Origin of the sequence: Rhizobium sp. CB3171, from assembly GCF_029714265.1 — a bacterium.
Classification (GTDB): Bacteria; Pseudomonadota; Alphaproteobacteria; order Rhizobiales; family Rhizobiaceae; genus Rhizobium.
Genome location: NZ_CP121653.1, coordinates 215214 through 236961, shown reverse-complemented (window position 1 = coordinate 236961; position 21748 = coordinate 215214). Strand labels below are relative to the sequence as shown.

The window sequence follows — 21748 nt, the reverse complement described above, 5'->3', positions numbered from 1 at the left end:
CCTTATCTTGTTCGTTAAATGACGGCGTCTTCGAGGAAGGGTCGGTTCGCTACCACCCGTTCGTAGCCGAAAGGCGCAAGATCGAGCGTCTTGAAACCCCCATAGGTGATGAGCTCCGACAGGCCCCGGCCCATCGCAGGCGACTGTTGCAAACCGTGGCCCGAAAAGCCGTTGGCGAAGAGAAAGTTTTTGACGTCCGTGTGGGGTCCGAGAACGACGTTGTGATCGAGGGTGCAATAGTCGTAATGACCGGCCCAGGAGTTGACCACCTTGATCGCTTCGAAGGCAGGCACGCGGTTTGCAAGGATCGGCCAGATTTCCTCGTCAAACTCGTCATGCATGACGTCGAAATCGTTCGGATCTACTTCCGGATCGTGCTTCGGATAGGTGCCCATCAGATAGAACTTGCCTTCCGGGCGGAAGAAAACGCCGGTCGGATCGATGGTCAGGCCAACTTTACCCTGCAAGGGCGTGCGGCAGTCGACAACGAATAGAGAGCGACGGCGTGGCTCCACGGGAACGTCGAGCCCGGCCATCCGCGCGACCTTCTTGCCGTTGGTACCGGACGTATTGACCATCGTGCCGCAGGCGATCGTCTGGCCGCTCTTCGTCGATACGGAAACGACGCGGTCTCCCTCCTTGTTGACGGCGACGACTTCGTCTTCGATGTATTCGACCCCGAGCGAGCGCGCTTTCTTTCGAAAGCCCTGCAGCAGGCCGACGCTGTCGAACCAGCCTTCGCCGCGCTCGCCGGTGCTGCCGAGCGTCAATCCTTCGAGATTAAGCCAGGGAAATCGCCGGCCCAAGCCTTCCGGATCGAGAAGCGTTACTTCCGCCCCGCAGGAGATTTGTGTTTCATGATTACGGCGCAGGACCTGTTCGCCACGCTCGTCTTCGGCCAGGAAAAGATAGCCCGCTTCGTGGAAGCCGATTTCGGGGGTGTCGTCATCGACGGCGACATTTTCCTTGAAATAGCGGATGAATTCCGTGCCGAACTGCGAGACCTTAACGTTGATCGCATTCGAGAACTGGTGGCGGATGGAGCTGGAAGACAGCGCCGTTGCCGAGCGCTGATAGGTCCAGTCCTTTTCAATCACGAGGACCGATCCTTTGAAATCGGGATTGGTCGCGAGAAAATAGGCTGCGGAGCTGCCGACGACTGCGCCCCCGACAATGATCACGTCATATGCAGATCTGGAAGCTTGCATCGGCTCGCCTCACTTGTGTTCGTCTTCATAGTGACCAGCCGCCGCGAAGCTACCGCCCTGGAAGCGCACCGCGGGATCGTTCGGATCGCCTTGCTTGGTCTTTGCGAACACTTTTTCCACGTAGTCGTCGGCGCTGTCTTCCGGCTTGTAACCAAGGGATGCCGCCGTGCGATTATCCCAGAACGCTCGGCTATTGTTGGACATTCCATAGGCAACCATGAAGCCGACGCGCTCTGCCGACAGGCTCTTTTCAACGAGCTGACGGCAATCGCGATAGGAAAGCCAGGTGATGAGATGACGGCGGTCGGTCGGCTCCGGGAAGGACGAGCCGATGCGCAGGCTCACGGTTTCGATGCCGAACTTGTCGAAATAATACCGGCCAAGATTCTCGACGAACGTCTTCGACACGCCATAAAGGCTGTCGGGGCGGGTCGGCACGTTGCCGTCGATGGTCTCGGTTCGCTCATAAAAACCGATGGCGTGAACGGAGCTGGCATAGATGATGCGCTTGACGCCGTGCTGACGCGCCGCCTCGTAGATGTTGTAGCTGCCGACGATATTGGCATCGAGAATGGTCTTCCAGGGTGCTTCCAGGCCCTGGCCGCCCATGTGGATGATGGCTTCACAGCCCTCGACGGCCCTGGAAACCGCATCGAAATCAGCGAGGTCTGCTGGAAAATCCTCTTCATGCGGCTCGAGGTTTTCGCAGGAATTGCGCGCGGAAAGCCGAACGATCTTCCCAAGCTTCGTTCCGGATTTACGGAGCTGGGTTCCAAGAGCGCCGGCGGCGCCGGTCAGAAGCGTGCGTTTGTAGTCGGTCATGAGAATTCGTCCTGATTAGCGAAGCTTGGCCAGCGCGTCCGCTGTCCGTTCGATGGCAAGGGAGAGGTTTTCGCGAGACGTTGCGAAAGACAGGCGAATATAGGGTTCGACGCCGAAAGCAGCGCCCGGCACGGTGGCGACTTTGCCCTCCGTGAGGAGGTAGGATGCCAGCGCCGTGTCGTTGGTGATTTTCGTCCCGTCAGGCGCCGTCTTGCCGATATAGGGAGCACATTTGGGGAAGAGATAAAATGCTCCCTCCGGCGCGCGCACTTCAAGTCCGGGAATGGCGCCGAAGCCCCGTGCAACGAGATCGCCGCGCGCCTTGTATTCCTCGACAGCTTTCCTCACGAAATCCTGCGGACCGTTGAGTGCGGCCGCGGCTGCATATTGCGTGACCGAAGAGGGACATGTTGTGCTCTGGGACTGAAGCTTGTTCAGCACCTTGGTGAGATCCTTTGGGCCTGCGGCGTAACCGAGCCGCCAGCCCGTCATGGCATAGGCCTTAGATACCCCATTGATGATCAAGGTACGGTCCTTGAGAGCCGGACACGCCACGGCGAAGGACGTAAACGGCACATCGCCGCAGACGATATGCTCGTAGATTTCGTCGGACATGATCGCAACGCGCGGATGGCGCGCCAATACGTCGCCGAGCGCTTTCAGTTCCTCCGCCGTGTAGATTGCGCCTGTAGGATTGGACGGCGAGTTGAATAGGAACCAACGCGTCTTGGGGGTGATTGCCGCCTCCAGCCGTTCCGGCGTGATCTTGAAGGCGTCTTCCACTCCGCAAGGGACAACCTTGGGCGTCCCGCCATGCAGAATGACGATGTCGGTGTAGGAAACCCAATAGGGTGCGGGAACGACCACTTCATCGCCCGGCTCGAGCGTGCCGAGGAAGGCGTTAAAGAGGATCTGTTTGGCTCCGTTGCCGATGGAAATCTCGTCCATTGCGTAGTCCAGGCCGTTCTCGCGCTTGAACTTGGCAACGATTGCTTGGCGCAGCTCCGGCAGGCCGTCCGGGGCCGTATAGCGGGTGATCCCTTTGCGCATAGCCTCGATCGCGGCTTCGACTACGTGGGCGGGAGTATCGAAATCCGGTTCTCCGAGCGAGAGATCGACGACATGCTCGCCCCTTGCCCGCATCGCCTTGGCGGCGAGGGAAACCGCCATAGACGGCGACGACTTGATGGTGGCCGTGCGGCTGCTTTCGAATGCAATCATGTTCATGCCTGCCCTCCCCGGGTGCCGCCGTTGCCGTAGGCTGCGGCCTGTTCTTTGGTGATATAGCCGTGCTTGAGATCGTGCTCGACGGCCTCGGCCGGGCGCTCGGCAGGATCGCCATAGCCGCCACCGCCCGGCAGCGACAGAACGAGGCGCCGGCCTTCCGGCACGAATTGCAGGCCCTTGCCCTTCAGCATCGTGCCGTCGTCAAGCGAAACGCCGCCCGATGCGCCATCAAGTCCGCCGTCGCGGCCGCGAGCCGGATGATTGAGCCGGTCGAACATCGCCGAGAAACGGAAGCTGTAACCTTCGGCCGCTTCGATCTCGATCATCTGACCGAGACCGCCGCGCTGAGCGCCTGCGCCACCGGACCCCTCGCGCAGCTCCTTGCGCCAGACGATGACCGGGCCGACATTTTCGGTCGCCTCGATCGGCATGGTATGGACGCCGCTCGGGAAGGCCGTTGCGTTGAGCCCGTCCAGCGAGGCGCGTGCGCCGGACCCGCCGGAATTGAACATCAGGATTTCGGCACCCTTGCCGCCGATCTGATCGGAAACAGGTCGCACGCTCATATGCAAGTTCCAGAGGGCGCTTGCACCTTCGGCAGGCACTTGTCCGGGAAGCGCCTGATGAAGCGCCCCCAGAACGAGATCGGGGACGAAATGCCCGAGCACGTGACGGACAGCGACCGGAGCCGGGCGCTTCGCGTTGAGGATACAGCCTTCCGGCGCAACGACGTCAAACGGAGCGAGGGAGGCCGCGTTATTCGGAATTTCCGGCGCGACGACGCATTTGATGCCGTAGCAGGCATAGGCCTTCGCATAGACCAGCGGCACGTTGATGCCGAACTTGCTCATGCCCGATGTGCCATCGAAATCCACTACGACGCCATCCGGGCCGATGGTCAATTTTGCGGCCAGATGCACCGGCTCGTCATAGCCGTCGAGATCGAGGCTGTAGTTCCATGAACCGTGCGGAAGGTTTCTCAACCGCTCCAGCGTGGCCTCGCGGCTGTGCTTGAGGATGAAGCCGCCGATCATCGACAGGTCTTCCAGATTGAATTCCGTCAGCATGTCGATGAGCCGGCGATGGCCGGTCTCGTTGCAGGCGGCAAGTGCGTGAAAGTCGCCGACCACTTTGTCGCTTTCACGGACATTGTTGCGGACAATGTGGATCAGCGTCCGGTTCAGCTCTCCGCGCTCGAAGAACTTCATGATCGGGATGAAGATACCCTCTTCATAGACCTCGCGCGCATCCGGCCCGAAGCCACGTCCGCCGACGTCGACAACGTGGGCAGTGGAGGCAAAATATCCGACCAGTTTGCCATGGTGAAAGGAAGGCGTCACGACGGTGATGTCGTGCAGATGACCGGTTCCCTTCCACGGGTCGTTGGTGATGTAGACATCACCTTCAAAGATGTTCTCCGGGCCGATGTCACGGATGAAATGGGCGACGGATTCCGCCATTGCGTTGACATGGCCCGGCGTGCCGGTGACGGCCTGCGCGAGCATGCGACCATCCAGGTCAAAGACGCCGGCGGACAGGTCGCCCGCTTCGCGGACGGAGGTGGAGAAGGCCGTGCGGATCAGCGTCTGCGCCTGTTCCTCGACGACGGAGATCAGGCGGTTCCACATGACCTGCATATGGATATCGATCATGGATTGGTTCATGTAGCTATCCTCAAAGCCGCGTTACGAGGAGGCAGCCATCGTTCTGGACGATTGCCTTGAAGGAAGAGGTGAGAACCGTGGAGGTTTCGCGCTCCACGATGACAGCGGGGCCTTTGACCACGTCGCCGGGCTTCAGGCTCGTGCGCTCGTGAATGCCAGCTTCGAGATAAGAGCCCTGCGAAGCTTCGAACAGGCGGCGGGTTTGGCTCGGCTTGACGACGCTGCCTTCAGCGATCGGCGGAACGCGGTCAACCGGCGGAAGCGGCGAGCTTGCCTTGACCGACCAGCTTACGATCTCGATATCGAGGCCTTCGATTGCACGGCCGAAGAAGCGCTCGTACTCCCTTTCGAACAGAGCGGTGATCTTTTTGGCGCTGGCCGCATCAAACCGGTCGTCTTCAAGCGCCACCGGAATGTCCCAGCCCTGCCCCGCATAACGCATGAACAGGGTGCGCTCGATGGTCGGTGCGCCCTTGTCGAGACCACCTTCAACGAAGCCGAGGGCTTCGGCCTTCATGGATTCCAGCAACCGGTTGGCTTCGGCGAAATCGAAGCTCGAAAGATTGAAGACGGCGCTGCGCACGGACTCGTAGCCGAACGGCGCTTTGAGAAAGCCGATGGCGGAGCCCACGCCAGCGCCGGGAGGCACAAGGAAAGTGGAAATGCCCATCTTCTCGCACAGGCGCGCCGCATGCAGCGGCCCCGCGCCGCCGAAGGTGATCATCGTAAAATCGGAAATGTCCTTGCCGTTCTCGACGGTGTGAACACGGCCGGCATTGGCCATGTTCTCATCCACCATCTCGCAGGTTCCGTAAGCCGCCGCTTCCGGATCGAGCGCGATGACCGATCCGATATCGTCGCTCATCGCCCTGCGGCTCGCATCGATGGAAAGACGGATGGCGCCGCCGGCGAAATTTTCCGGATCGAGCTTGCCGAGGATAAGGTCGGCATCTGTCACCGTGGGGTTCTTGCCGCCGCGCTGATAGCAGGCAGGGCCAGGTTCGGACGCTGCCGAATGCGGTCCGACGCGGATTTGCCGCATGCCGTCAACGGAGGCAATCGAACCGCCACCCGCACCGATCTCCACCATTTCGACGACCGGGATGGAAATCGGCATGCCCGAACCCTTGCGGAAACGATAGGTGCGCGCGACCTCGAAAGTCTTGGCCGTCTTGGGAACCTGGTTCTCGATCAGGCAAATCTTGGCGGTGGTGCCGCCCATGTCGAAGGAAAGAACCGCGTCGAGACCGTGATGACGGGCAATATCAGCCGCGAAGATCGCGCCGCCGGCGGGGCCGGATTCGACCAGTCGCACTGGAAATTCCGAGGCGCTTTCGACGGACACGATGCCGCCGCCGGAATGGATCATGAAGACCGGGCAACCGACGCCGATGTCCTTCAGCGAGACGACGAGGCGATCGAGGTAGGATTTGATCGCCGGCTTTACATAAGCATTGGCACAAACCGTATTGAAGCGCTCGAACTCGCGCATCTGCGGCGAGACCTCGGATGAGATCGACACCGAGACATTCGGAAGACGCTTCAGGATGGCGTCGCGGACGGCAACCTCATGCGCGCCATTCACATAAGCGTGGATGAAGCCGATGGCGACGCTCTCATAGCCGCCCTCAGCGATCTTTTCGACGACAACCGCCACCGATGCCTCGTCCAGCACCAGGAGAACCTTGCCCGACGCATCGATGCGCTCACGCACCACGAAGCGATCGGCGCGCGCAATGAGGGCCGGCGGCAGGGAAATATTGAGGTCATATTGCTCGAAACGGTTCTCGGTGCGCATTTCCAGCACATCACGAAAACCCTCCGTCGTCACGAAGGCAGTCTTCGCGCCGCGCCGCTCAATCAGCGCATTGGTGGCAAGGGTCGTGCCGTGAATGAGAATGTCTATCTCTGAAAGCGCAATGCCCGCCATGTCGGCGACAGCCCTCACACCCTTCAGGATCGCGCGCTCGGGCGCCGTGTAATCCGTCAAAACCTTCGTCGAGTGAAGCGCGCCACCCAGATCGAGCGCGATATCGGTAAAGGTGCCGCCGATGTCGACGCCGACCCGGCAGTTTCGTGGTGCGTTGTTCACCAGTTTGTTCCCCACTTTTGTCTTCCGCCCGAAGCGTCAGATCCGGTTGAGACCGCAACCATGCGGCCGTGCGTCTGAGCATTCTCCTCCACGACAAGCGGTGCCGCAACATTTCCGCTTGACGTTCTTCGTATATGTCCCTTATCATATAACTGTCAACTGGGAAGGGGGCTAAAAACGCTGCGAAAAGCGCCAAGCCCCGAACTCCAAAAAGCGAGAATTACCTAATAAAATTAGGCAGTTCCTCGATTCAATAACATGCGAATGCGGGCTGAACCCGCATCTGATCAACCTGAACGAAGTAGCTTCAACCAGAGGGAAAATTCCATGAAATCGATTTCCAGGCTCTTGACGGCGACCATGCTCACGTCCGCCCTGCTCTTCTCCAACGCCTTGGCGGCAGACACGATCAAGATCGGCGTCGCCGGACCATTCACGGGCGCAAACGCCACCTTCGGCGAACAGGTGTTCAACGGGGTGTCGGCTTATATCAATGACGTAAATGCTGCCGGCGGCATCAACGGCAAAAAGATCGAGCTGGTGAAGGGCGATGACGCCTGCGAACCCAAGCAGGCCGTCGCGGTTGCCAACCGCTTCGTCGATCAGGACAAAGTAAACGCCGTGATCGGACATTTCTGCTCGTCCAGCACAATCCCGGCATCCGAGGTCTATAACGATGCCGGCATTCTGGAAATGACGCCGTCCTCGACCAACCCTACGGTTACCGATCGCGGTTTTGACAATCTGTTCCGTGGCTGCGGTCGTGACGACCAGCAGGCTGTCGTCGCCGGCAGCTTCATTCTGGATACGCTCAAGCGTGACAAGATCGCTCTCATCCACGACAAGGATACCTACGGTCAGGGCCTGGTGGATGCAGTCAAGAAGACCATCGAAGCACGCGGCATCAAGCCGGTCCTTTATGAAGGCTTGACGCGCGGCGAGCGCGACTTCAACGCGCTTGTCACCAAAATCAAGAGCTCCGGCGCAAACGCGGTCTACTTTGGTGGCCTCATCCCGGAAGGCGGTCCGCTTGTTCGCCAGCTTAAGGAACAGGGTGTCGATGTCGTATTCGTCACCGGCGATGCCTTCGCCCAGGCGGAACTTGTCTCCGCCGCCGGCGGCCCGGCGAACCTGAAGAACGTCTACTACTCGGCGACACCCGATCCGCTGGAAGATCCCTCCACGAAGGGCGTTCAGGATGCGCTGAAGAAGGCGAACATCACCCCGGCAAACTATGTCCTCTATGGCTACGCGAACGCTCAGGCAATCGTTGCCGCGCTCAAGGCCGGCGAAGACCTGAAGGCTCAGGCCGCTTGGCTGCGCACCAACACCGTTGATTCCGCGATCGGCAAGGTCACGTGGGACAAGAAGGGCGACATCAAGGACTTCAAGTTCGTCTTCTACAACTTCGACGACAAGGGAACCCCCGTTCTCGTGAAGTAAGGCAGCTTTGCCTGCGCGCCGGGTCATCGGTCCGGCGCGCTCATCCATGCCCTAAAAAACATAAGAGGGGTTCGCCATGGACTTTTACATCCTGGTTCAACAGTTGTTCAACGGCATTACGCTGGGGACGATCTACGGCCTGATCGCCGTGGGATACACCATGGTCTATGGTGTCATCCGCATGATCAACTTCGCCCATGGCGACGTCTACATGGTCTCTGCCTACATTGCCGCTATCGTCCTGGCGGTGCTCGGCTTCTTCGGCGTTCAATCCGTTCCGTTCGCGCTGATCACGGTGCTCGTCATTAGCTGCGCCATCACCGCCGTCTATGGCTGGACGATCGAACGTGTCGCCTATCGGCCGCTGCGCGGCTCGACCAAGCTCGCGCCACTCATCTCGGCGATCGGAATATCGCTCATGCTGCAGAGCTATGTCCAGATCGCTCAGGGTGCGCGAGACCAGGGAGTGCCGACCCTCATTCAAGGCGCGTTCCGCTTCGGCGATGACACCCATTTTGCGCAGATCACCTATATGCAGACCGTGATCCTGTTCGCCTCATTGATCGCCATGGGAATTCTGACCTACGTGATCAACTACACGCGAATTGGGCGCGAATGCCGGGCGACCCAGCAGAATATCCGCATCTCGGCCGTTCTTGGCGTCAATACCGACCGCATCATCTCGACGATCTTCGTTATCGGTGCGGCGACTGCCGCTGTCGGCGGAACGCTGGTCACCTTCAATTACGGATCGTTCAATTTCTTCATCGGCTTCGTCATGGGTATCAAGGCGTTCACCGCCGCCGTTCTCGGCGGGATCGGATCGCTGCCGGGTGCTGTGCTGGGCGGAGTGCTGCTTGGATTAACAGAAGCCCTTTTCGCCGGTTACGTCAGTACCGACTACAAGGACGTCTTTGCCTTCGCGCTGCTCATCATCCTGCTGTTTTTCCGTCCCTCCGGCCTTCTGGGCCGCCCGGAAATCCAGAAAGTCTAAATGAGGAGCCAGGCAACATGAAACCCCACAGGCTAGTTGCGCTTGCCAAGGAAGCGCTTCTCACATTTACCGTTTGCATCGTTCTGTTCGGCCCGATCTCCGGACTGGTTCTGGAGGGCTTCTCCTTCCAAAACCAACTGATGCGTGCGGTCACATTGGCGGCAATCGTCACGCTTGGACGTCTTGCGATCTCGGTTTTCCAGTCCAGCAGATTGGGCAAGGGATTCAGGCAACGCTTTGCCGGAAATAATGCCGGCGTCACGGTCATGACCGGCAAGGAAAAATCGCCGGTGCTGCTTCTCGCTGTCCTGTTCCTTGCAGGACTGAGCCTCCCCTTCGTCGCGGACAAGTACTTTCTCGGCGTCGCCATACTGGCGCTGATCTACTGCCTGCTCGGCCTGGGATTGAATATCGTCGTAGGCCTCGCAGGTCTGCTTGATCTTGGATTTGTGGCCTTTTACGCGGTCGGCGCTTACCTGCTTGCGCTTGGCTCGCAATATGTCGGCTTCGGATTCTGGACTGCTTTGATCATAGCGCCGTTCCTGGCCGGGCTCTGCGGGATGATCCTTGCGTTTCCCGTGCTGAAGATGCACGGCGACTATCTTGCCATCGTGACGCTGGGGTTTGGCGAGATCATCCGTCTCATATTGAACAATTGGGGCGATTTCACCGGAGGTCCAAACGGCGCTCCCGTTCCGCCGCCGACAATCCTCGCCCTGGAATTCACCCGCACCGCAAAACAGGGCGGCGTTCCGCTCCATGAATATTTAGGCATTCCTTACAGCGCGGACTACAAGTTCTGGTTCATCTACCTCGTACTTTTCCTTGCCGTCTGCATGGTCATCTATGTAGTCGAGCGGCTTCGCGTCATGCCGCTTGGGCGCATGTGGGAAGCGCTGCGCGAAGATGAGATCGCCTGCCGCTCGCTTGGGGTAAACCACGTCTTCACGAAGCTCACCGCCTTCATGCTCGGCGCATCGACTGGCGGGCTTGCCGGTGTCTTCTTCGCCGTCCACCAAGGCTTCGTCAATCCGACGTCCTTCACCTTCTTCGAATCGGCCCTCATCCTTGCCATCGTTGTCCTTGGCGGCCTTGGATCAACCATCGGCGTCATCCTTGCCGCTCTCGTGCTGACCGTCCTGCCGGAAATGCTGCGAGAGTTCGCGGAATATCGCGTTCTGGCGTTCGGCGTCCTCATGGTCGTGATGATGATTTGGAAGCCGCGCGGCCTGGTTCGTATCAAACGCCCGGCATTCTTCCCGAGCACCAGGATGGAAGCGAGCAGCGCCGAAATGCCCCTCCAGACCCAATTGGAGGCGAGACGATGAGTGAGCCCATACTGGACGTTCAAAATGTCACGATGCGTTTTGGCGGCATCATCGCCAACCGCAATGTCAGCTTCCGCGTCGAACGAGGTTCGATTACGGCGCTGATCGGCCCCAACGGAGCCGGCAAAACGACGATGTTCAACTGCATTACCGGGTTCTATCGCGCAAGCGAGGGCCGGATCGTCCTGAACGGAACTAATGGTGCAGAGGACGTCGGCGAACTGGTCACAAAACCGATTTCCGGCGGCTCGCATCTCGTAACGCGCGCCGGCATCGCGAGGACATTTCAGAACATCCGTCTGTTCAAGGAGATGTCGGTCGTCGAAAATCTCCTCGTCGCTCAGCACCTTGCGACACGCAACAATCTTCTGAGCGGCGTCTTTTTCACCCGGGGGTTCCGAAGAGCAGAACGCGAAGCGGTGGATCGCGCCTACTATTGGCTCGAGCAGATGAGCCTAGTCGAGGATGCCAATCGCCTCGCGGCCGAGCTTCCTTACGGTCGCCAGCGACGGCTCGAGATCGCTCGGGCGATGTGCACTGCGCCGAGGCTGATCTGCCTCGACGAACCCGCCGCCGGCCTCAATCCCTCCGAAACACGGGATCTGTCCGAGGTCATACAACGGCTCTGCAACGAACACGGCCAAACAGTTCTCGTCATCGAGCACGACATGAGCCTGGTCATGCGCATTTCCAATCATATCGTCGTACTCGACCATGGAGAGGTCATCTCCGACGGCACGCCCGCGCATGTCGCCAACGATCCCGCCGTGGTTGCGGCCTATCTGGGTGTCAGTGAAGAGGAGGTGCAAGCATGAGCCAGCCTTCCGGTATAAAGATACCGCTTCTGGAATTTGTTGCCGTCCATGCTCATTACGGCCCGGTCGAAGCCCTGAAAGCGGTTGATGTCAACATTTTCGAAGGCGAGATCGTCAGCCTGATCGGCGCAAACGGGGCAGGCAAAACAACATTGCTATCATCGATTTTCGGCGCGCCGCGCGCCTCTTCCGGCAGGATTTTACATCGTGGCGAGGACATCTCGCGCATACCGACGAACAGGATTTCCCGCCGCGGCATCGCGCTCGTTCCGGAAGGTCGCCAGATCTATCAGGAAATGACCGTGGAAGAGAACATGATGATGGGCACGACACCCATCGGAATGGCCTATTTCGAGGACGATCGAACGACCATGTTCGAACTCTTTCCTCGCCTCAAGGAACGTCGCAACCAGACGGCCGGCACGATGTCGGGCGGTGAACAACAGATGCTCGCAATTGCCCGGGCAATGATGGCTCGCCCCGAATTGATCCTATTCGACGAGCCCTCGCTCGGACTGGCGCCTCTCGTGGTCAAGCGCGTATTCGAGGTGCTGCGCGAGATCGCATCCATGGGCAAGACGATCTTTCTGGTCGAGCAAAATGCCAATCACGCGCTCAAGCTCTCGCAGCGAGCCTATGTCATGGTGAACGGGAAGATCCACCTTTCCGGCGAGAGCGCCTCTCTTCTCGACAACCAGGAAGTCCGCAAGGCCTATCTCGGACTGCATTGAACGGAACCATCTCCATGCTGCACAAGAATCTGATTGCCGGTGAATGGGTTGCGGGCGACGCGTCTGCAAACATCAACCCATCCAACACCAACGAGAGTGTCGGGGAATATGCTCGCGCGAGCGCTGATGATACCAGGGCCGCGATCGCTGCGGCAAAGACGGCGTTCCCAGCCTGGTCGCGTTCGCCGATCCTGGAGCGTCATGCCGTCTTGAAGAAGACGGGCGACGAAATCGTGGCCCGGAAGGAAGAACTTGGCCGGCTCCTCGCCCAAGAGGAAGGCAAGACTCTTCCCGAGGCGATTGGAGAGGTGACCCGCGCGGGACAGATCTTCGATTTCTTTGCCGGTGAAGTGCTGCGGCTTTCAGGCGAAATCCTTCCTTCGGTTCGGCCCGGCATCGGTGTCGAGATCACCCGTGAACCGGTTGGTGTCGTCGGGGTGATTACACCCTGGAACTTTCCAATTGCGATTCCCGCTTGGAAAATCGCTCCGGCACTAGCTTACGGCAACACCGTCGTCTTGAAACCGGCCGACCTGGTGCCGGGTTGCGCCTGGGCGCTCGTCGACATCATTCATCGTGCCGGCGCGCCAGCCGGTGTCATCAATCTGGTCATGGGCCGCGGCAGCGTGGTTGGGCAAACCATGCTCGACAGCCCCGACGTGAACGCTCTGACATTCACCGGATCGGTAGGGACCGGCAAACGCGTCGCATTGTCGTCCATCGAGCATAACAGGAAGTTCCAGCTCGAGATGGGCGGCAAAAATCCGTTTGTGGTTTTGGACGATGCAGACCTTTCCGTCGCCGTCGAAGCAGCCGCCAACTCTTCCTTTTTCTCGACAGGCCAGCGCTGCACCGCGTCCTCCCGCCTGATCGTGACGGAAGGCATCCATGACCGCTTTGTCGCCGCGTTGACGGAACGCATGAAGGGACTCGTTATTGATGATGCCCTCAAGGGCGGCACTCATATCGGCCCGGTCGTCGACGAAAGCCAATTGAAGCAGGATGTGGAATATATCGATATCGGGCGTCGGGAAGGCGCAAAGCTTGCATTCGGTGGCGAGCAACTGGAACGAAGCACGCCCGGCTTCTATCTGCAGCCGGCCTTGTTCACCGAAGCCACCAATCAGATGCGGATTGCGCGCGAAGAAATATTTGGCCCTGTCGCTGCAGTCATCAGGGTGAAGGACTACGAGGAGGCACTTGCGGTCGCAAATGACACCAATTTCGGCCTGTCCTCCGGCATTGCGACGACCAGCCTGAAATATGCGACCCATTTCAAACGAAACTCGGAGGCCGGAATGGTGATGGTCAACCTTCCAACCGCCGGTGTCGACTTCCACGTACCATTCGGCGGACGAAAAGGCTCGTCCTATGGGCCGCGTGAACAGGGCCGATACGCAGCGGAATTCTATACCTCGGTCAAGACCGTCTACACGCTCGCATAAGGAAATATGTGATGAAGATTCTCGTCCCGGTGAAGCGGGTGGTTGATTACAACGTGAAGATCCGCGTGAAGGCGGATGGCACGGGTGTCGAGCTTGCGAATGTGAAGATGTCGATGAACCCGTTCGACGAGATCTCGGTCGAAGAAGCGCTGCGGCTGAAGGAGGCCGGCAAGGCCGAAGAGGTGGTGGTGGTGTCGATCGGTCCGGCCAAGGCCGAGGAGACGCTGCGGACGGCGCTGGCCATGGGGGCGGATCGTGCCATCCTGGTCGAGACCGACGATCAAGTCGAGCCGCTGGCAGTGGCGAAGATCCTGAAAGGCGTGGCCGAGGCCGAACAGCCGGGTCTGATCATCGTCGGCAAGCAGGCGATCGATGATGATAGCAACCAGACCGGCCAGATGCTGGCGGCCCTCTTGGGCTCGGCGCAGGCGACGTTTGCCTCGAAGATCGAGATCGGTGAGGGAAGCGCCAAGGTCACCCGCGAGGTCGATGGCGGCCTGCAGACGATCGAGGTCAAGCTGCCGGCGGTGGTGACCACGGACCTGCGCCTCAACGAGCCGCGTTATGCCTCGCTGCCGAACATCATGAAGGCAAAGAAGAAGCCGCTCGACAAGAAGAGCCCGGCCGATTTCAGCGTCTCCACCGAGCCGCGCCTGAAGGTGCTGAAGACCGAGGAGCCGTCGGGCCGCAAGGCGGGCGTCAAGGTCAAGTCGGTGGCCGAGCTTGTCGAAAAACTCAAGACCGAAGCCGGCGTGCTTTAAAGACAGGAAAGGATAAGACCCATGGCCATTCTTCTTCTGGCTGATCATGACAGCAACCACCTTTCCGACCAGACCGCCAAGGCGCTGACGGCGGCGACCCAGATTGCCCAGGGAACGGGAAGCGATGTGCACATCCTCGTCGCAGGTAGGGACGCCAGGCCGGCTGCCGAGCAGGCGGCCAAGCTTGCCGGTGTTACCAAGGTACTGCTGGCCGACGATGCCAGCCTCGCCAACAACCTCGCCGAACCGCTCGCCAATCTGATCGTGGCGCTCGCCGGCTCCTATGACACCATCCTGACGGCTGCCACCTCGGTCGGCAAGAATGTCATGCCGCGGGTCGCCGCTTTGCTGGATGTCGCCCAGGTCTCGGAGATCATCGAAGTCGTCTCCGCCGATACCTTCAAGCGACCGATCTATGCCGGCAATGCCATCCAGACGGTACAGTCGACCGATGCCAAGAAGGTTATCACCGTGCGCACCGCTTCCTTCGCCTCTGCCGCAGAGGGTGGTTCGGCCGCGATCGAGGTAATCCCGGCGGTCGCCAATCCCGGCCTGTCCAGCTTCGTCGCCGATGCGCTGTCGGCGTCCGACCGTCCGGAACTCACGTCTGCCAAGATCATCATCTCCGGTGGCCGGGCGCTCGGTTCGGCAGAAAAGTTCAAGGAAGTCATCCTTCCCGTCGCCGACAAGCTCGGGGCGGCCGTCGGCGCATCCCGCGCTGCCGTCGATGCCGGTTATGCGCCGAACGACTGGCAGGTGGGCCAGACCGGCAAGGTCGTCGCACCACAGCTCTATATCGCCTGCGGCATTTCCGGGGCCATCCAGCATCTCGCCGGCATGAAGGATAGTAAGGTCATCGTCGCCATCAACAAGGACGAAGAGGCCCCGATCTTCCAGATTGCCGACTACGGCCTCGTCGCCGATCTCTTCGAGGCCCTGCCGGAATTTGTCCGCTCGATCTGAGGCAGCCTCCTCGAACAGCTAGGCGGCCGGAGCAGGCTTCGCGCTCACCAGACCGAAGCCGCTCCGATATCTCGCCGGAGTTGTCGAAAAACGCTCTTCGAAGGCCTCATAGAAGCGGGACAGCGAGCCAAATCCCGATTCGAACGCGACGGCGGCCACCGGAAGGTCGCTTGAGATCAGCAGGGATTGGGCCGTATCCAGCCGATGGCGCGTTATGGCCTGATTGACGGTAAGACCGACCGTCTTCTTGAATACCGACATGGCGTAGTTTGGATGCAGTCCGGCCGCCAATCCGACATCGATGGCCGATATCTCGCCCAATGCATGTTCGGCAATGAAGCGGATCATTTTCTCGACCTTTGGCAGTCGGTCAGGATCTTGGTTACGCGATGCAGCAATTGCCGACCCCTGCTCGCGCAAGTCCAGCCAGCCCTCCCGCGCAATCCGCCGTATGCGAGCGACCAGCTCGTCGCGGACAATCTGTTCCAGCTCCGGATCGCCCGACAGCAGCTCATCGCGCCATCTGAGAAGCACTTCGCGGTCGTGCGGCCTGACGCTTTGCGCCTCTATCAGGCCGCCGCGGAAGACAGCATCCCGAAAGCTCCCCATGCTACGCATGTTGACGAGCACGGACATAGGGACATAGAGGCAGACGAAGTTCGCAGGCTCCGTCACCTCGACGACTTGGTGCGGGATCATTCCCCAGAAAAGGCAGAGCTGCCCCTGCGAAATCTGGAGCCTGCGGCCGTCGAACCAATATGTGATGCGTCCATCGAGGACGTAGTTGAGCTCCACCTGGCTGTGCATGTGCGGACCGCTCATGCGCCGCACCTCCAGCCTTTCTCCAGCGCAAAAGCGATGATCGCCGAAAACGACAAGCGGATGGCGCGTCGGGCCATCGTGAACTGGAACTGACTCGTCTTCGATCAACATTGGAAGATGCTCTGGCGGGGTCTCGATCTTAGAAAACCGGAAGCGATCTTCCGTATGGCGGTAGAGCTCTACGAATTTGGATGATGAATATCAACCACCGTACACGGGAGTGACGTGTGCGCGGGCGGCCAACGCCCATGAGGTCTGTGGAGGATCAATTGACCCTATTGAAGAATATCGGCTCTATAGCATTCAGCTACATGCTCGTCGCATCGGCGGCATGCGCTGGCGAAATCGTTCTCAATTCCGACCAGTCGGATCCGGCGCCGAAGAAGGCGATGGAACAACTGATTGCGGATTTTCAGGCGAAGAATCCGGACATCAAGGTTAAGTGGAACAATTTCGACCACGAAGGCTACAAGTCCGCGATCCGCAACTTCCTGACCGCCGACGCGCCTGACGTCGTGGCATGGTATGCTGGCAACCGCATGGCGCCCTTCGTCAAAGCGGGTCTCTTTGCCGATGTCAGCGACGTTTGGGCAGCGAACGGCCTGAACGACCAGTTGAAGTCTGCTGCCGCATCGATGACGATCGACGGAAAGCAGTGGGGCGTCCCCTACACCAACTATCAGTGGGGCATCTATTACCGCGCCGATATCTTCAAGGACAAAGGCATTACCCCGCCAAAGACCTGGGACGAGCTGGTGGCCGCATGCGCCAAGCTGAAAAGCGCAGGCATCACACCGTTTACGATCGGCACGAAGGCCCTGTGGCCGACCGCCGGCTGGTTCGACTATCTCGACCTGCGCGTCAACGGCTATGAATTCCACATGGATCTGACCGCAGGCAAGGTGCCTTACACCGATCCGAGGGTCAAAGCCGTATTCGCCAAGTGGGCAGAACTGGTAAAGCCGGGCTATTTCATCGAGAACCACGCAGCTCTCGACTGGCAGGACGCCATGCCGCAATTCGTTCAAGGCAAGGCGGCCATGTATCTGATGGGCAATTTCGCCGTCGCCCCGATGAAGGATGGCGGACTGAAGCAAGACCAGATCGGCTTCCTTCCGTTCCCGCAGATTACCGCAGGGGTGCCGGTCTCTGAAGAGGCTCCGACCGACACGTTCCACATTCCGTCGGGTGCGAAGAACAAGGAAGACGCCAAGAAGTTCCTCGCCTATCTCGCCTCGCCTGAAGCCCAGACGAAAATCAACGAGACGCTCGGTCAGCTACCGATCAACAACAAGTCGACCGTGCCGGACGATAAGTTCCTGAAGGCTGGTTTCGAGATGCTGGCGAACGCCCACGCTCTCGCGCAGTTCTACGACCGCGACGCCCCGGCCGATATGGCGAAGGCCGGCATGGAAGGCTTCCAGGAATTCATGGTCAAGCCTGACAAACTCGATGCGATCCTGGCTCGCCTCGATAAGATCCGGGCTCACGCTTACAAATAACTCGTTCTGAAGATACCGCGCTGCCGGATGTTAATTCCGTCCGGCAGCGTTTTTCGTCGCATTTGTATAGGAGCAGACGATGGGCACGAGCAGTCCCGCTCTACCGGGGTTCTGGAAACGCAATCAGCGGACATTTGCACCTTGGCTTTTTCTTGCGCCAGGCGCCCTGATGTTTCTGGTCTATGTGATCGTCCCGGTATTCCAATCCGTATGGATCAGTTTCCATGACTGGGATGGTCTGGGACCCAAAACCTGGATCGGACTAGGGAACTATGTCGAACTCCTCTCCGACGACGCCTTCTATACGTCGCTGGAGAACAACGTCATATGGCTCGTTCTTTATCTGCTGGCGGTTCCGGCTGGCTTGGCTGCGGCATTGTTCCTGAACCAGACCGTCACCGGCATTCGCCTTTACAAATCACTGTTCTTCTTTCCATTCGTGATCAGCCAGGTGGTCGTCGGCCTGATTTTCACGTGGTTTTACGCTCCTAATTTCGGGCTATTCTCTGCGCTGATCCAGGCCCTGACGGGGACGCAGGTCGCCATTCTCGCAGACGAGCGCCTGGTGACCTACGGCATCATCGCCGCCGGCCTCTGGCCGCAGATCGCCTATTGCATGATCCTCTACCTGACGGGCCTCAACAACATCAATCCGGAGCAGATCGAAGCAGGACGCATGGATGGCGCCAAGGGCTGGCATCTGTTCTGGAACATCGTCCTGCCGCAGCTTCGGCCGGCCACCTTCATCGCGGTGGTGGTGACCGTCATCGGCGCACTTCGATCCTTTGACCTCGTTTCGGTCATGACGGCCGGCGGACCTTACGGTTCGAGCCGCGTCCTTTCCTATTACATGTACGAAGAAGCGCTTTCCGAATACGGATTCCGGATGGGTTATGGCGCTGCCATCGCGGTCGTGCTCTTCCTGATCATGATGGTCTTCATCACATTCTTCCTTATTCGCATGCTGAGACAGGAAAGGAATTCCTGATGTTTCCAACTCCTGTCCAGAAATCGGGCCCATGGGTGTCGGCCGCCTATCAGGTTCTTCTGCCGATCGCCCTCATCATTTGGCTTCTTCCCCTGATCGGCGTTGCGGTCACGTCGATCCGCCCATCGGGCGATCTGGCGGCCGGCAATTATTTCGGCATTCCCTCGGGCTTTGCCGGTGTCGAGAACTATACCGCCGTCTTTCGGGATTCGCCGATCGGCCACTACATCCTCAATTCCTTCAAGATCACCATCCCGACGGTGATCGGTGCGGTCGGGCTGTCATGCCTCTGTGGCTTTGCGCTGGCCGTCTACAGGTTCAAGGGAAGCCTGTTCCTGTTCTTCGTCTTCGTTGCCGGCAACTTCATTCCGTTCCAGATCCTGATGGTCCCTGTTCGCGACTTGACGCTCAAGATGGGTCTCTACGACACCGTAACCGGGCTTGTGCTGTTCCACGTCGCTTTCCAGACCGGCTTCTGCACCTTGTTCATGCGCAACTTCATAAAGGGCTTGCCCTTTTCGCTGATCGAATCGGCGCGGGTCGAGGGCGTCTCCGAATGGCGGATATTCATCCACATCGTACTGCCTTTGATGCGCCCGGCCATTGCGGCGCTGTCAGTCTTGATCTTTACCTTCGTCTGGAACGACTATTTCTGGGCGACCGTGCTTGTCCAGGGCCAGGCCGCAATGCCCGTTACCGCCGGACTGAACGCGTTGAACGGACAATGGGTTGCAGCATGGCATCTGGTGTCGGCGGGTTCGATCGTCGCCGCGATGCCGCCAGTTCTGATGTTCTTCTTCATGCAGAGGCACTTCATTGCGGGCCTCACTCTCGGAGCGACCAAGGGATGAACAAGACAATTGTTGTAAAAGCGGGGGCCATTTGCCTCGCTCTCGGCCTGCCGGAGCGTGGCATGCCCGAGATCCTGGGCTTCGGCCGCGGGGCGCTTGCCCCGGAATTCTGGCCCGATGTGCCGCGTTCGAGCCGTGTCAACGGCATGGACGTGGACGTGCCTTCGAATGTGTTGCTGCCAGTCGGCGGACTCGGATTCTTCGGATGGCCGGCGATTTGCGGGCACCGCGATGGGCGTATGTTCACGCTGGAATTCCAGAACTGGCAGACCGAAGAGATCGACGCCGGCATAATCCTGAAGACTGAAGATCCCGTCGCGGAAATCGGCCTGCAGATATGCCTGAACGGCGGCGCGACTGGGGTTTTGTCGATTTCGACATCACTGATCAACCGCGGCTCCAGCGATTATACGCTGGATCGCTGCATGGCGGCGAGTTTCCTGATGCCGGCCGGCGCGTCAGAGCTGACCAGCTTTACGGGAATGTGGGGCCGGGAGTTCCAGACGCGCCAATCGCAACTCCCCAACGGGCTCTGGATGCAGGAAAGCCGGAGGGGGCGAACCTCGCATGACCGCTTTCCTATCATCTTCCTCGAGTGCGGCGGCGAGCGGATGGGATTCCATCTCGGCTGGAGCGGCAATCACCAGATGGCGATCGACACGCTCGACGATGGACGCCGGCTGGTGCATCTCGGCGAACTCTTCGAATCGGGTGAAATGCGCCTCGCACCGGGCGAAGCCTATGACAGCCCGACAGCTTTTGCCGGTCCTGACAGCGAGGCTTTCCATGCCTTCGTCAGAGAGAGCGTGATTGCCTGGCCGGGCGGCGAGATGAAGCCCCGGCCGGTGACGCTGAACACCTGGGAAGGCAACTACTTCGATCACCGCATGGAGTCCTTGAAAGCCCAGGCGAATGCAGCGGCGGCTGTCGGCATCGAGCGTTTCGTCCTCGATGACGGATGGTTCGGCAAGCGGGACGACGATACGACCAGCCTTGGTGACTGGTTCATAGACGAGCGAAAATACCCGAACGGGCTGAAGCCACTCGTCGACCACGTGACGTCCCTCGGCATGGAGTTCGGCCTCTGGTTCGAACCCGAGAACGTGAACCCGGAGTCCGAACTGTTTCGCGCCCATCCCGATTGGGCTCTGCAAGTCGAAGGACGCCCGCTTCTGCTGTCGCGAAACCAGCTTGTGCTGGATCTGACGCGCCCGGAGGTCAGCGACTATCTCTTCCAACGCATGGAAGCGGTGCTTTCGCAGCACGCAATCGCCTACATCAAGTGGGACATGAATCGCGATCTGACCCATGCCGGCGGCACAGATGGGCGCGCGCGCACCGCGAGGCAGACGCGAGCCGTCTACGCCCTGATGAACAGGGTCCGGCAAGCCTTTCCCGCAGTCGAGATAGAAAGCTGCGCCTCGGGCGGCGGGCGTATCGACTATGGCGTCCTCAGATACACGCACCGCGTTTGGACATCGGATTGCACCGACGCCTTCGAGCGGCTTGAAATACAGCATGGGGCGTCGCAATTCGTTCCCCCGGAGCTTCTCGGCGCACATATCGCCGCATCTCCGAACCACCAGACCGCCCGCAAGTTGAGCCTTGCTTTCCGCGCGCTGGTCGCGCTCGCCTATCACCTGGGCGTGGAACTCAATCCACTGACGCTCGACGCTGAAGAGAAGCAGGAACTGGAACGCTGGATCGCGCTTCATAAGAGCCTGCGGCCGCTTCTGCATGCAGCCGGCAAGCAATTTCGTCTGCCGCCGCTCGACGGGCGTTATGTTTGGGGAGCGGCAGATACCGACCGCATCGTCGCTTTCGTCGTCCAGGGCCCGCAAATGGCGGGCGAGCAGCCCGCACCCGTCCGCTTGCCTGTGAGCGGTGATAGCGATGTGCTGTGGCGCGTGGCAGCGGTGCATCCCGTAGAGCCGGAATTCATCCGGATCTCGGAAGGCCAGCAAAAGCTTCTAAACGGAGAACTGACCTTCAGTCTCGATACGCTGAGACATGTCGGATTGCCGCTGCCGATGCTCAAGCCCGAGAGCGGGCTCCTTCTTGAATTCCAGCCCGTGAAGGGAGGTTAAGCCTC

At 59.6% G+C, this 21748-nt stretch carries 18 protein-coding genes; 12 read left to right on the top strand and 6 right to left on the bottom strand.

Features of this window, described 5'->3' with window-relative positions:
• Positions 1–14: 14 nt before the first annotated feature.
• From QA648_RS20330 to QA648_RS20310, 5 genes are read right to left on the bottom strand one after another with little or no spacing between them, the layout of a single operon-like run.
• Positions 15–1208: an FAD-binding oxidoreductase gene (locus QA648_RS20330; RefSeq protein WP_283053226.1), complete on the bottom strand. Its 1194-nt coding sequence runs from the start codon at positions 1206–1208 to the stop codon at positions 15–17.
• A gap of 9 nt (positions 1209–1217) precedes the next feature.
• Positions 1218–2030, bottom strand: a complete 813-nt coding sequence (locus tag QA648_RS20325; RefSeq protein WP_283053224.1) for an NAD(P)-dependent oxidoreductase — start codon at positions 2028–2030, stop codon at positions 1218–1220.
• Between the two features lie 15 nt (positions 2031–2045).
• Positions 2046–3257 carry a pyridoxal phosphate-dependent aminotransferase gene (locus QA648_RS20320; RefSeq protein ID WP_283053222.1) on the bottom strand — a complete coding sequence of 404 codons (1212 nt, stop codon included), beginning with the start codon at positions 3255–3257 and terminating at the stop codon, positions 2046–2048.
• Positions 3254–4921, bottom strand: a complete 1668-nt coding sequence (locus QA648_RS20315) for a hydantoinase B/oxoprolinase family protein (protein WP_283053221.1) — start codon at positions 4919–4921, stop codon at positions 3254–3256. The genes QA648_RS20320 and QA648_RS20315 overlap by 4 nt, the downstream gene beginning before the upstream one ends.
• A gap of 10 nt (positions 4922–4931) precedes the next feature.
• The gene (locus QA648_RS20310; protein ID WP_283053219.1) at positions 4932–7013 is read right to left on the bottom strand and encodes a hydantoinase/oxoprolinase family protein; all 2082 of its coding nucleotides are present in this window, start codon (positions 7011–7013) and stop codon (positions 4932–4934) included.
• Between the two features lie 327 nt (positions 7014–7340).
• On the opposite strand from QA648_RS20310, the gene QA648_RS20305 reads away from it, so the two are divergent.
• The 8 genes from QA648_RS20305 to QA648_RS20270 all read left to right on the top strand — a co-directional run bounded on the left by QA648_RS20305 (position 7341) and on the right by QA648_RS20270 (position 15493).
• Entirely contained in the window at positions 7341–8456 is a 1116-nt protein-coding gene (locus QA648_RS20305; protein WP_104826125.1) for an ABC transporter substrate-binding protein, read from the top strand.
• 76 nt (positions 8457–8532) lie between these two features.
• Positions 8533–9450 carry a branched-chain amino acid ABC transporter permease LivH gene (locus tag QA648_RS20300; RefSeq protein ID WP_283053216.1) on the top strand — a complete coding sequence of 306 codons (918 nt, stop codon included), beginning with the start codon at positions 8533–8535 and terminating at the stop codon, positions 9448–9450.
• 17 nt (positions 9451–9467) lie between these two features.
• The gene (livM, locus tag QA648_RS20295; RefSeq protein ID WP_283053215.1) at positions 9468–10778 is read left to right on the top strand and encodes a high-affinity branched-chain amino acid ABC transporter permease LivM; all 1311 of its coding nucleotides are present in this window, start codon (positions 9468–9470) and stop codon (positions 10776–10778) included.
• On the top strand, positions 10775–11593 hold the full coding sequence (locus QA648_RS20290) for an ATP-binding cassette domain-containing protein (RefSeq protein WP_283053213.1): 819 nt from the start codon (positions 10775–10777) through the stop codon (positions 11591–11593). The genes livM and QA648_RS20290 overlap by 4 nt, the downstream gene beginning before the upstream one ends.
• A complete protein-coding gene (locus tag QA648_RS20285; RefSeq protein ID WP_104826121.1) occupies positions 11590–12324 on the top strand; it encodes an ABC transporter ATP-binding protein in 735 nt (244 codons plus the stop codon). Before QA648_RS20290 ends, QA648_RS20285 begins: the two co-directional genes overlap by 4 nt.
• 14 nt (positions 12325–12338) lie before the next feature.
• Positions 12339–13769, top strand: coding sequence for an aldehyde dehydrogenase family protein (locus QA648_RS20280; RefSeq protein WP_283053212.1), 1431 nt, complete (start codon positions 12339–12341; stop codon positions 13767–13769).
• Between the two features lie 11 nt (positions 13770–13780).
• A complete protein-coding gene (locus tag QA648_RS20275) occupies positions 13781–14530 on the top strand; it encodes an electron transfer flavoprotein subunit beta/FixA family protein (RefSeq protein WP_283053210.1) in 750 nt (249 codons plus the stop codon).
• Between the two features lie 21 nt (positions 14531–14551).
• A complete protein-coding gene (locus tag QA648_RS20270; RefSeq protein ID WP_283053208.1) occupies positions 14552–15493 on the top strand; it encodes an electron transfer flavoprotein subunit alpha/FixB family protein in 942 nt (313 codons plus the stop codon).
• A gap of 18 nt (positions 15494–15511) precedes the next feature.
• Here QA648_RS20270 and QA648_RS20265 read toward each other — a convergent pair whose 3' ends face one another.
• A complete protein-coding gene (locus QA648_RS20265; RefSeq protein ID WP_283053207.1) occupies positions 15512–16315 on the bottom strand; it encodes a helix-turn-helix domain-containing protein in 804 nt (267 codons plus the stop codon).
• Between the two features lie 311 nt (positions 16316–16626).
• On the opposite strand from QA648_RS20265, the gene QA648_RS20260 reads away from it, so the two are divergent.
• From QA648_RS20260 to QA648_RS20245, 4 genes are all read left to right on the top strand, one after another.
• Positions 16627–17817, top strand: coding sequence for an extracellular solute-binding protein (locus QA648_RS20260; RefSeq protein WP_104827827.1), 1191 nt, complete (start codon positions 16627–16629; stop codon positions 17815–17817).
• 79 nt (positions 17818–17896) lie between these two features.
• Positions 17897–18805 carry a sugar ABC transporter permease gene (locus QA648_RS20255; protein ID WP_104826116.1) on the top strand — a complete coding sequence of 303 codons (909 nt, stop codon included), beginning with the start codon at positions 17897–17899 and terminating at the stop codon, positions 18803–18805.
• Positions 18805–19656: a carbohydrate ABC transporter permease gene (locus QA648_RS20250; RefSeq protein WP_104826115.1), complete on the top strand. Its 852-nt coding sequence runs from the start codon at positions 18805–18807 to the stop codon at positions 19654–19656. Before QA648_RS20255 ends, QA648_RS20250 begins: the two co-directional genes overlap by 1 nt.
• Complete coding sequence (locus QA648_RS20245) at positions 19653–21743, top strand: alpha-galactosidase (protein WP_283053204.1); 2091 nt, start codon at positions 19653–19655, stop codon at positions 21741–21743. Before QA648_RS20250 ends, QA648_RS20245 begins: the two co-directional genes overlap by 4 nt.
• The last annotated feature ends 5 nt before the right edge of the window (positions 21744–21748 follow it).

What these genes read in the sequence shown, in the direction of transcription:
- QA648_RS20285 (WP_104826121.1), top strand. Translation starts at nt 11,590, where the DNA reads ATGAGCCAGCCTTCCGGTATAAAGATACCGCTTCTGGAATTTGTTGCC.
- QA648_RS20245 (WP_283053204.1), top strand. Translation starts at nt 19,653, where the DNA reads ATGAACAAGACAATTGTTGTAAAAGCGGGGGCCATTTGCCTCGCTCTC.
- QA648_RS20280 (WP_283053212.1), top strand. Translation starts at nt 12,339, where the DNA reads ATGCTGCACAAGAATCTGATTGCCGGTGAATGGGTTGCGGGCGACGCG.
- livM (WP_283053215.1), top strand. Translation starts at nt 9,468, where the DNA reads ATGAAACCCCACAGGCTAGTTGCGCTTGCCAAGGAAGCGCTTCTCACA.
- QA648_RS20325 (WP_283053224.1), bottom strand. Translation starts at nt 2,030, where the DNA reads ATGACCGACTACAAACGCACGCTTCTGACCGGCGCCGCCGGCGCTCTT.
- QA648_RS20260 (WP_104827827.1), top strand. Translation starts at nt 16,627, where the DNA reads ATGCTCGTCGCATCGGCGGCATGCGCTGGCGAAATCGTTCTCAATTCC.
- QA648_RS20315 (WP_283053221.1), bottom strand. Translation starts at nt 4,921, where the DNA reads ATGAACCAATCCATGATCGATATCCATATGCAGGTCATGTGGAACCGC.
- QA648_RS20290 (WP_283053213.1), top strand. Translation starts at nt 10,775, where the DNA reads ATGAGTGAGCCCATACTGGACGTTCAAAATGTCACGATGCGTTTTGGC.
- QA648_RS20255 (WP_104826116.1), top strand. Translation starts at nt 17,897, where the DNA reads ATGGGCACGAGCAGTCCCGCTCTACCGGGGTTCTGGAAACGCAATCAG.
- QA648_RS20305 (WP_104826125.1), top strand. Translation starts at nt 7,341, where the DNA reads ATGAAATCGATTTCCAGGCTCTTGACGGCGACCATGCTCACGTCCGCC.
- QA648_RS20275 (WP_283053210.1), top strand. Translation starts at nt 13,781, where the DNA reads ATGAAGATTCTCGTCCCGGTGAAGCGGGTGGTTGATTACAACGTGAAG.
- QA648_RS20320 (WP_283053222.1), bottom strand. Translation starts at nt 3,257, where the DNA reads ATGAACATGATTGCATTCGAAAGCAGCCGCACGGCCACCATCAAGTCG.
- QA648_RS20330 (WP_283053226.1), bottom strand. Translation starts at nt 1,208, where the DNA reads ATGCAAGCTTCCAGATCTGCATATGACGTGATCATTGTCGGGGGCGCA.
- QA648_RS20265 (WP_283053207.1), bottom strand. Translation starts at nt 16,315, where the DNA reads ATGAGCGGTCCGCACATGCACAGCCAGGTGGAGCTCAACTACGTCCTC.
- QA648_RS20300 (WP_283053216.1), top strand. Translation starts at nt 8,533, where the DNA reads ATGGACTTTTACATCCTGGTTCAACAGTTGTTCAACGGCATTACGCTG.
- QA648_RS20270 (WP_283053208.1), top strand. Translation starts at nt 14,552, where the DNA reads ATGGCCATTCTTCTTCTGGCTGATCATGACAGCAACCACCTTTCCGAC.
- QA648_RS20250 (WP_104826115.1), top strand. Translation starts at nt 18,805, where the DNA reads ATGTTTCCAACTCCTGTCCAGAAATCGGGCCCATGGGTGTCGGCCGCC.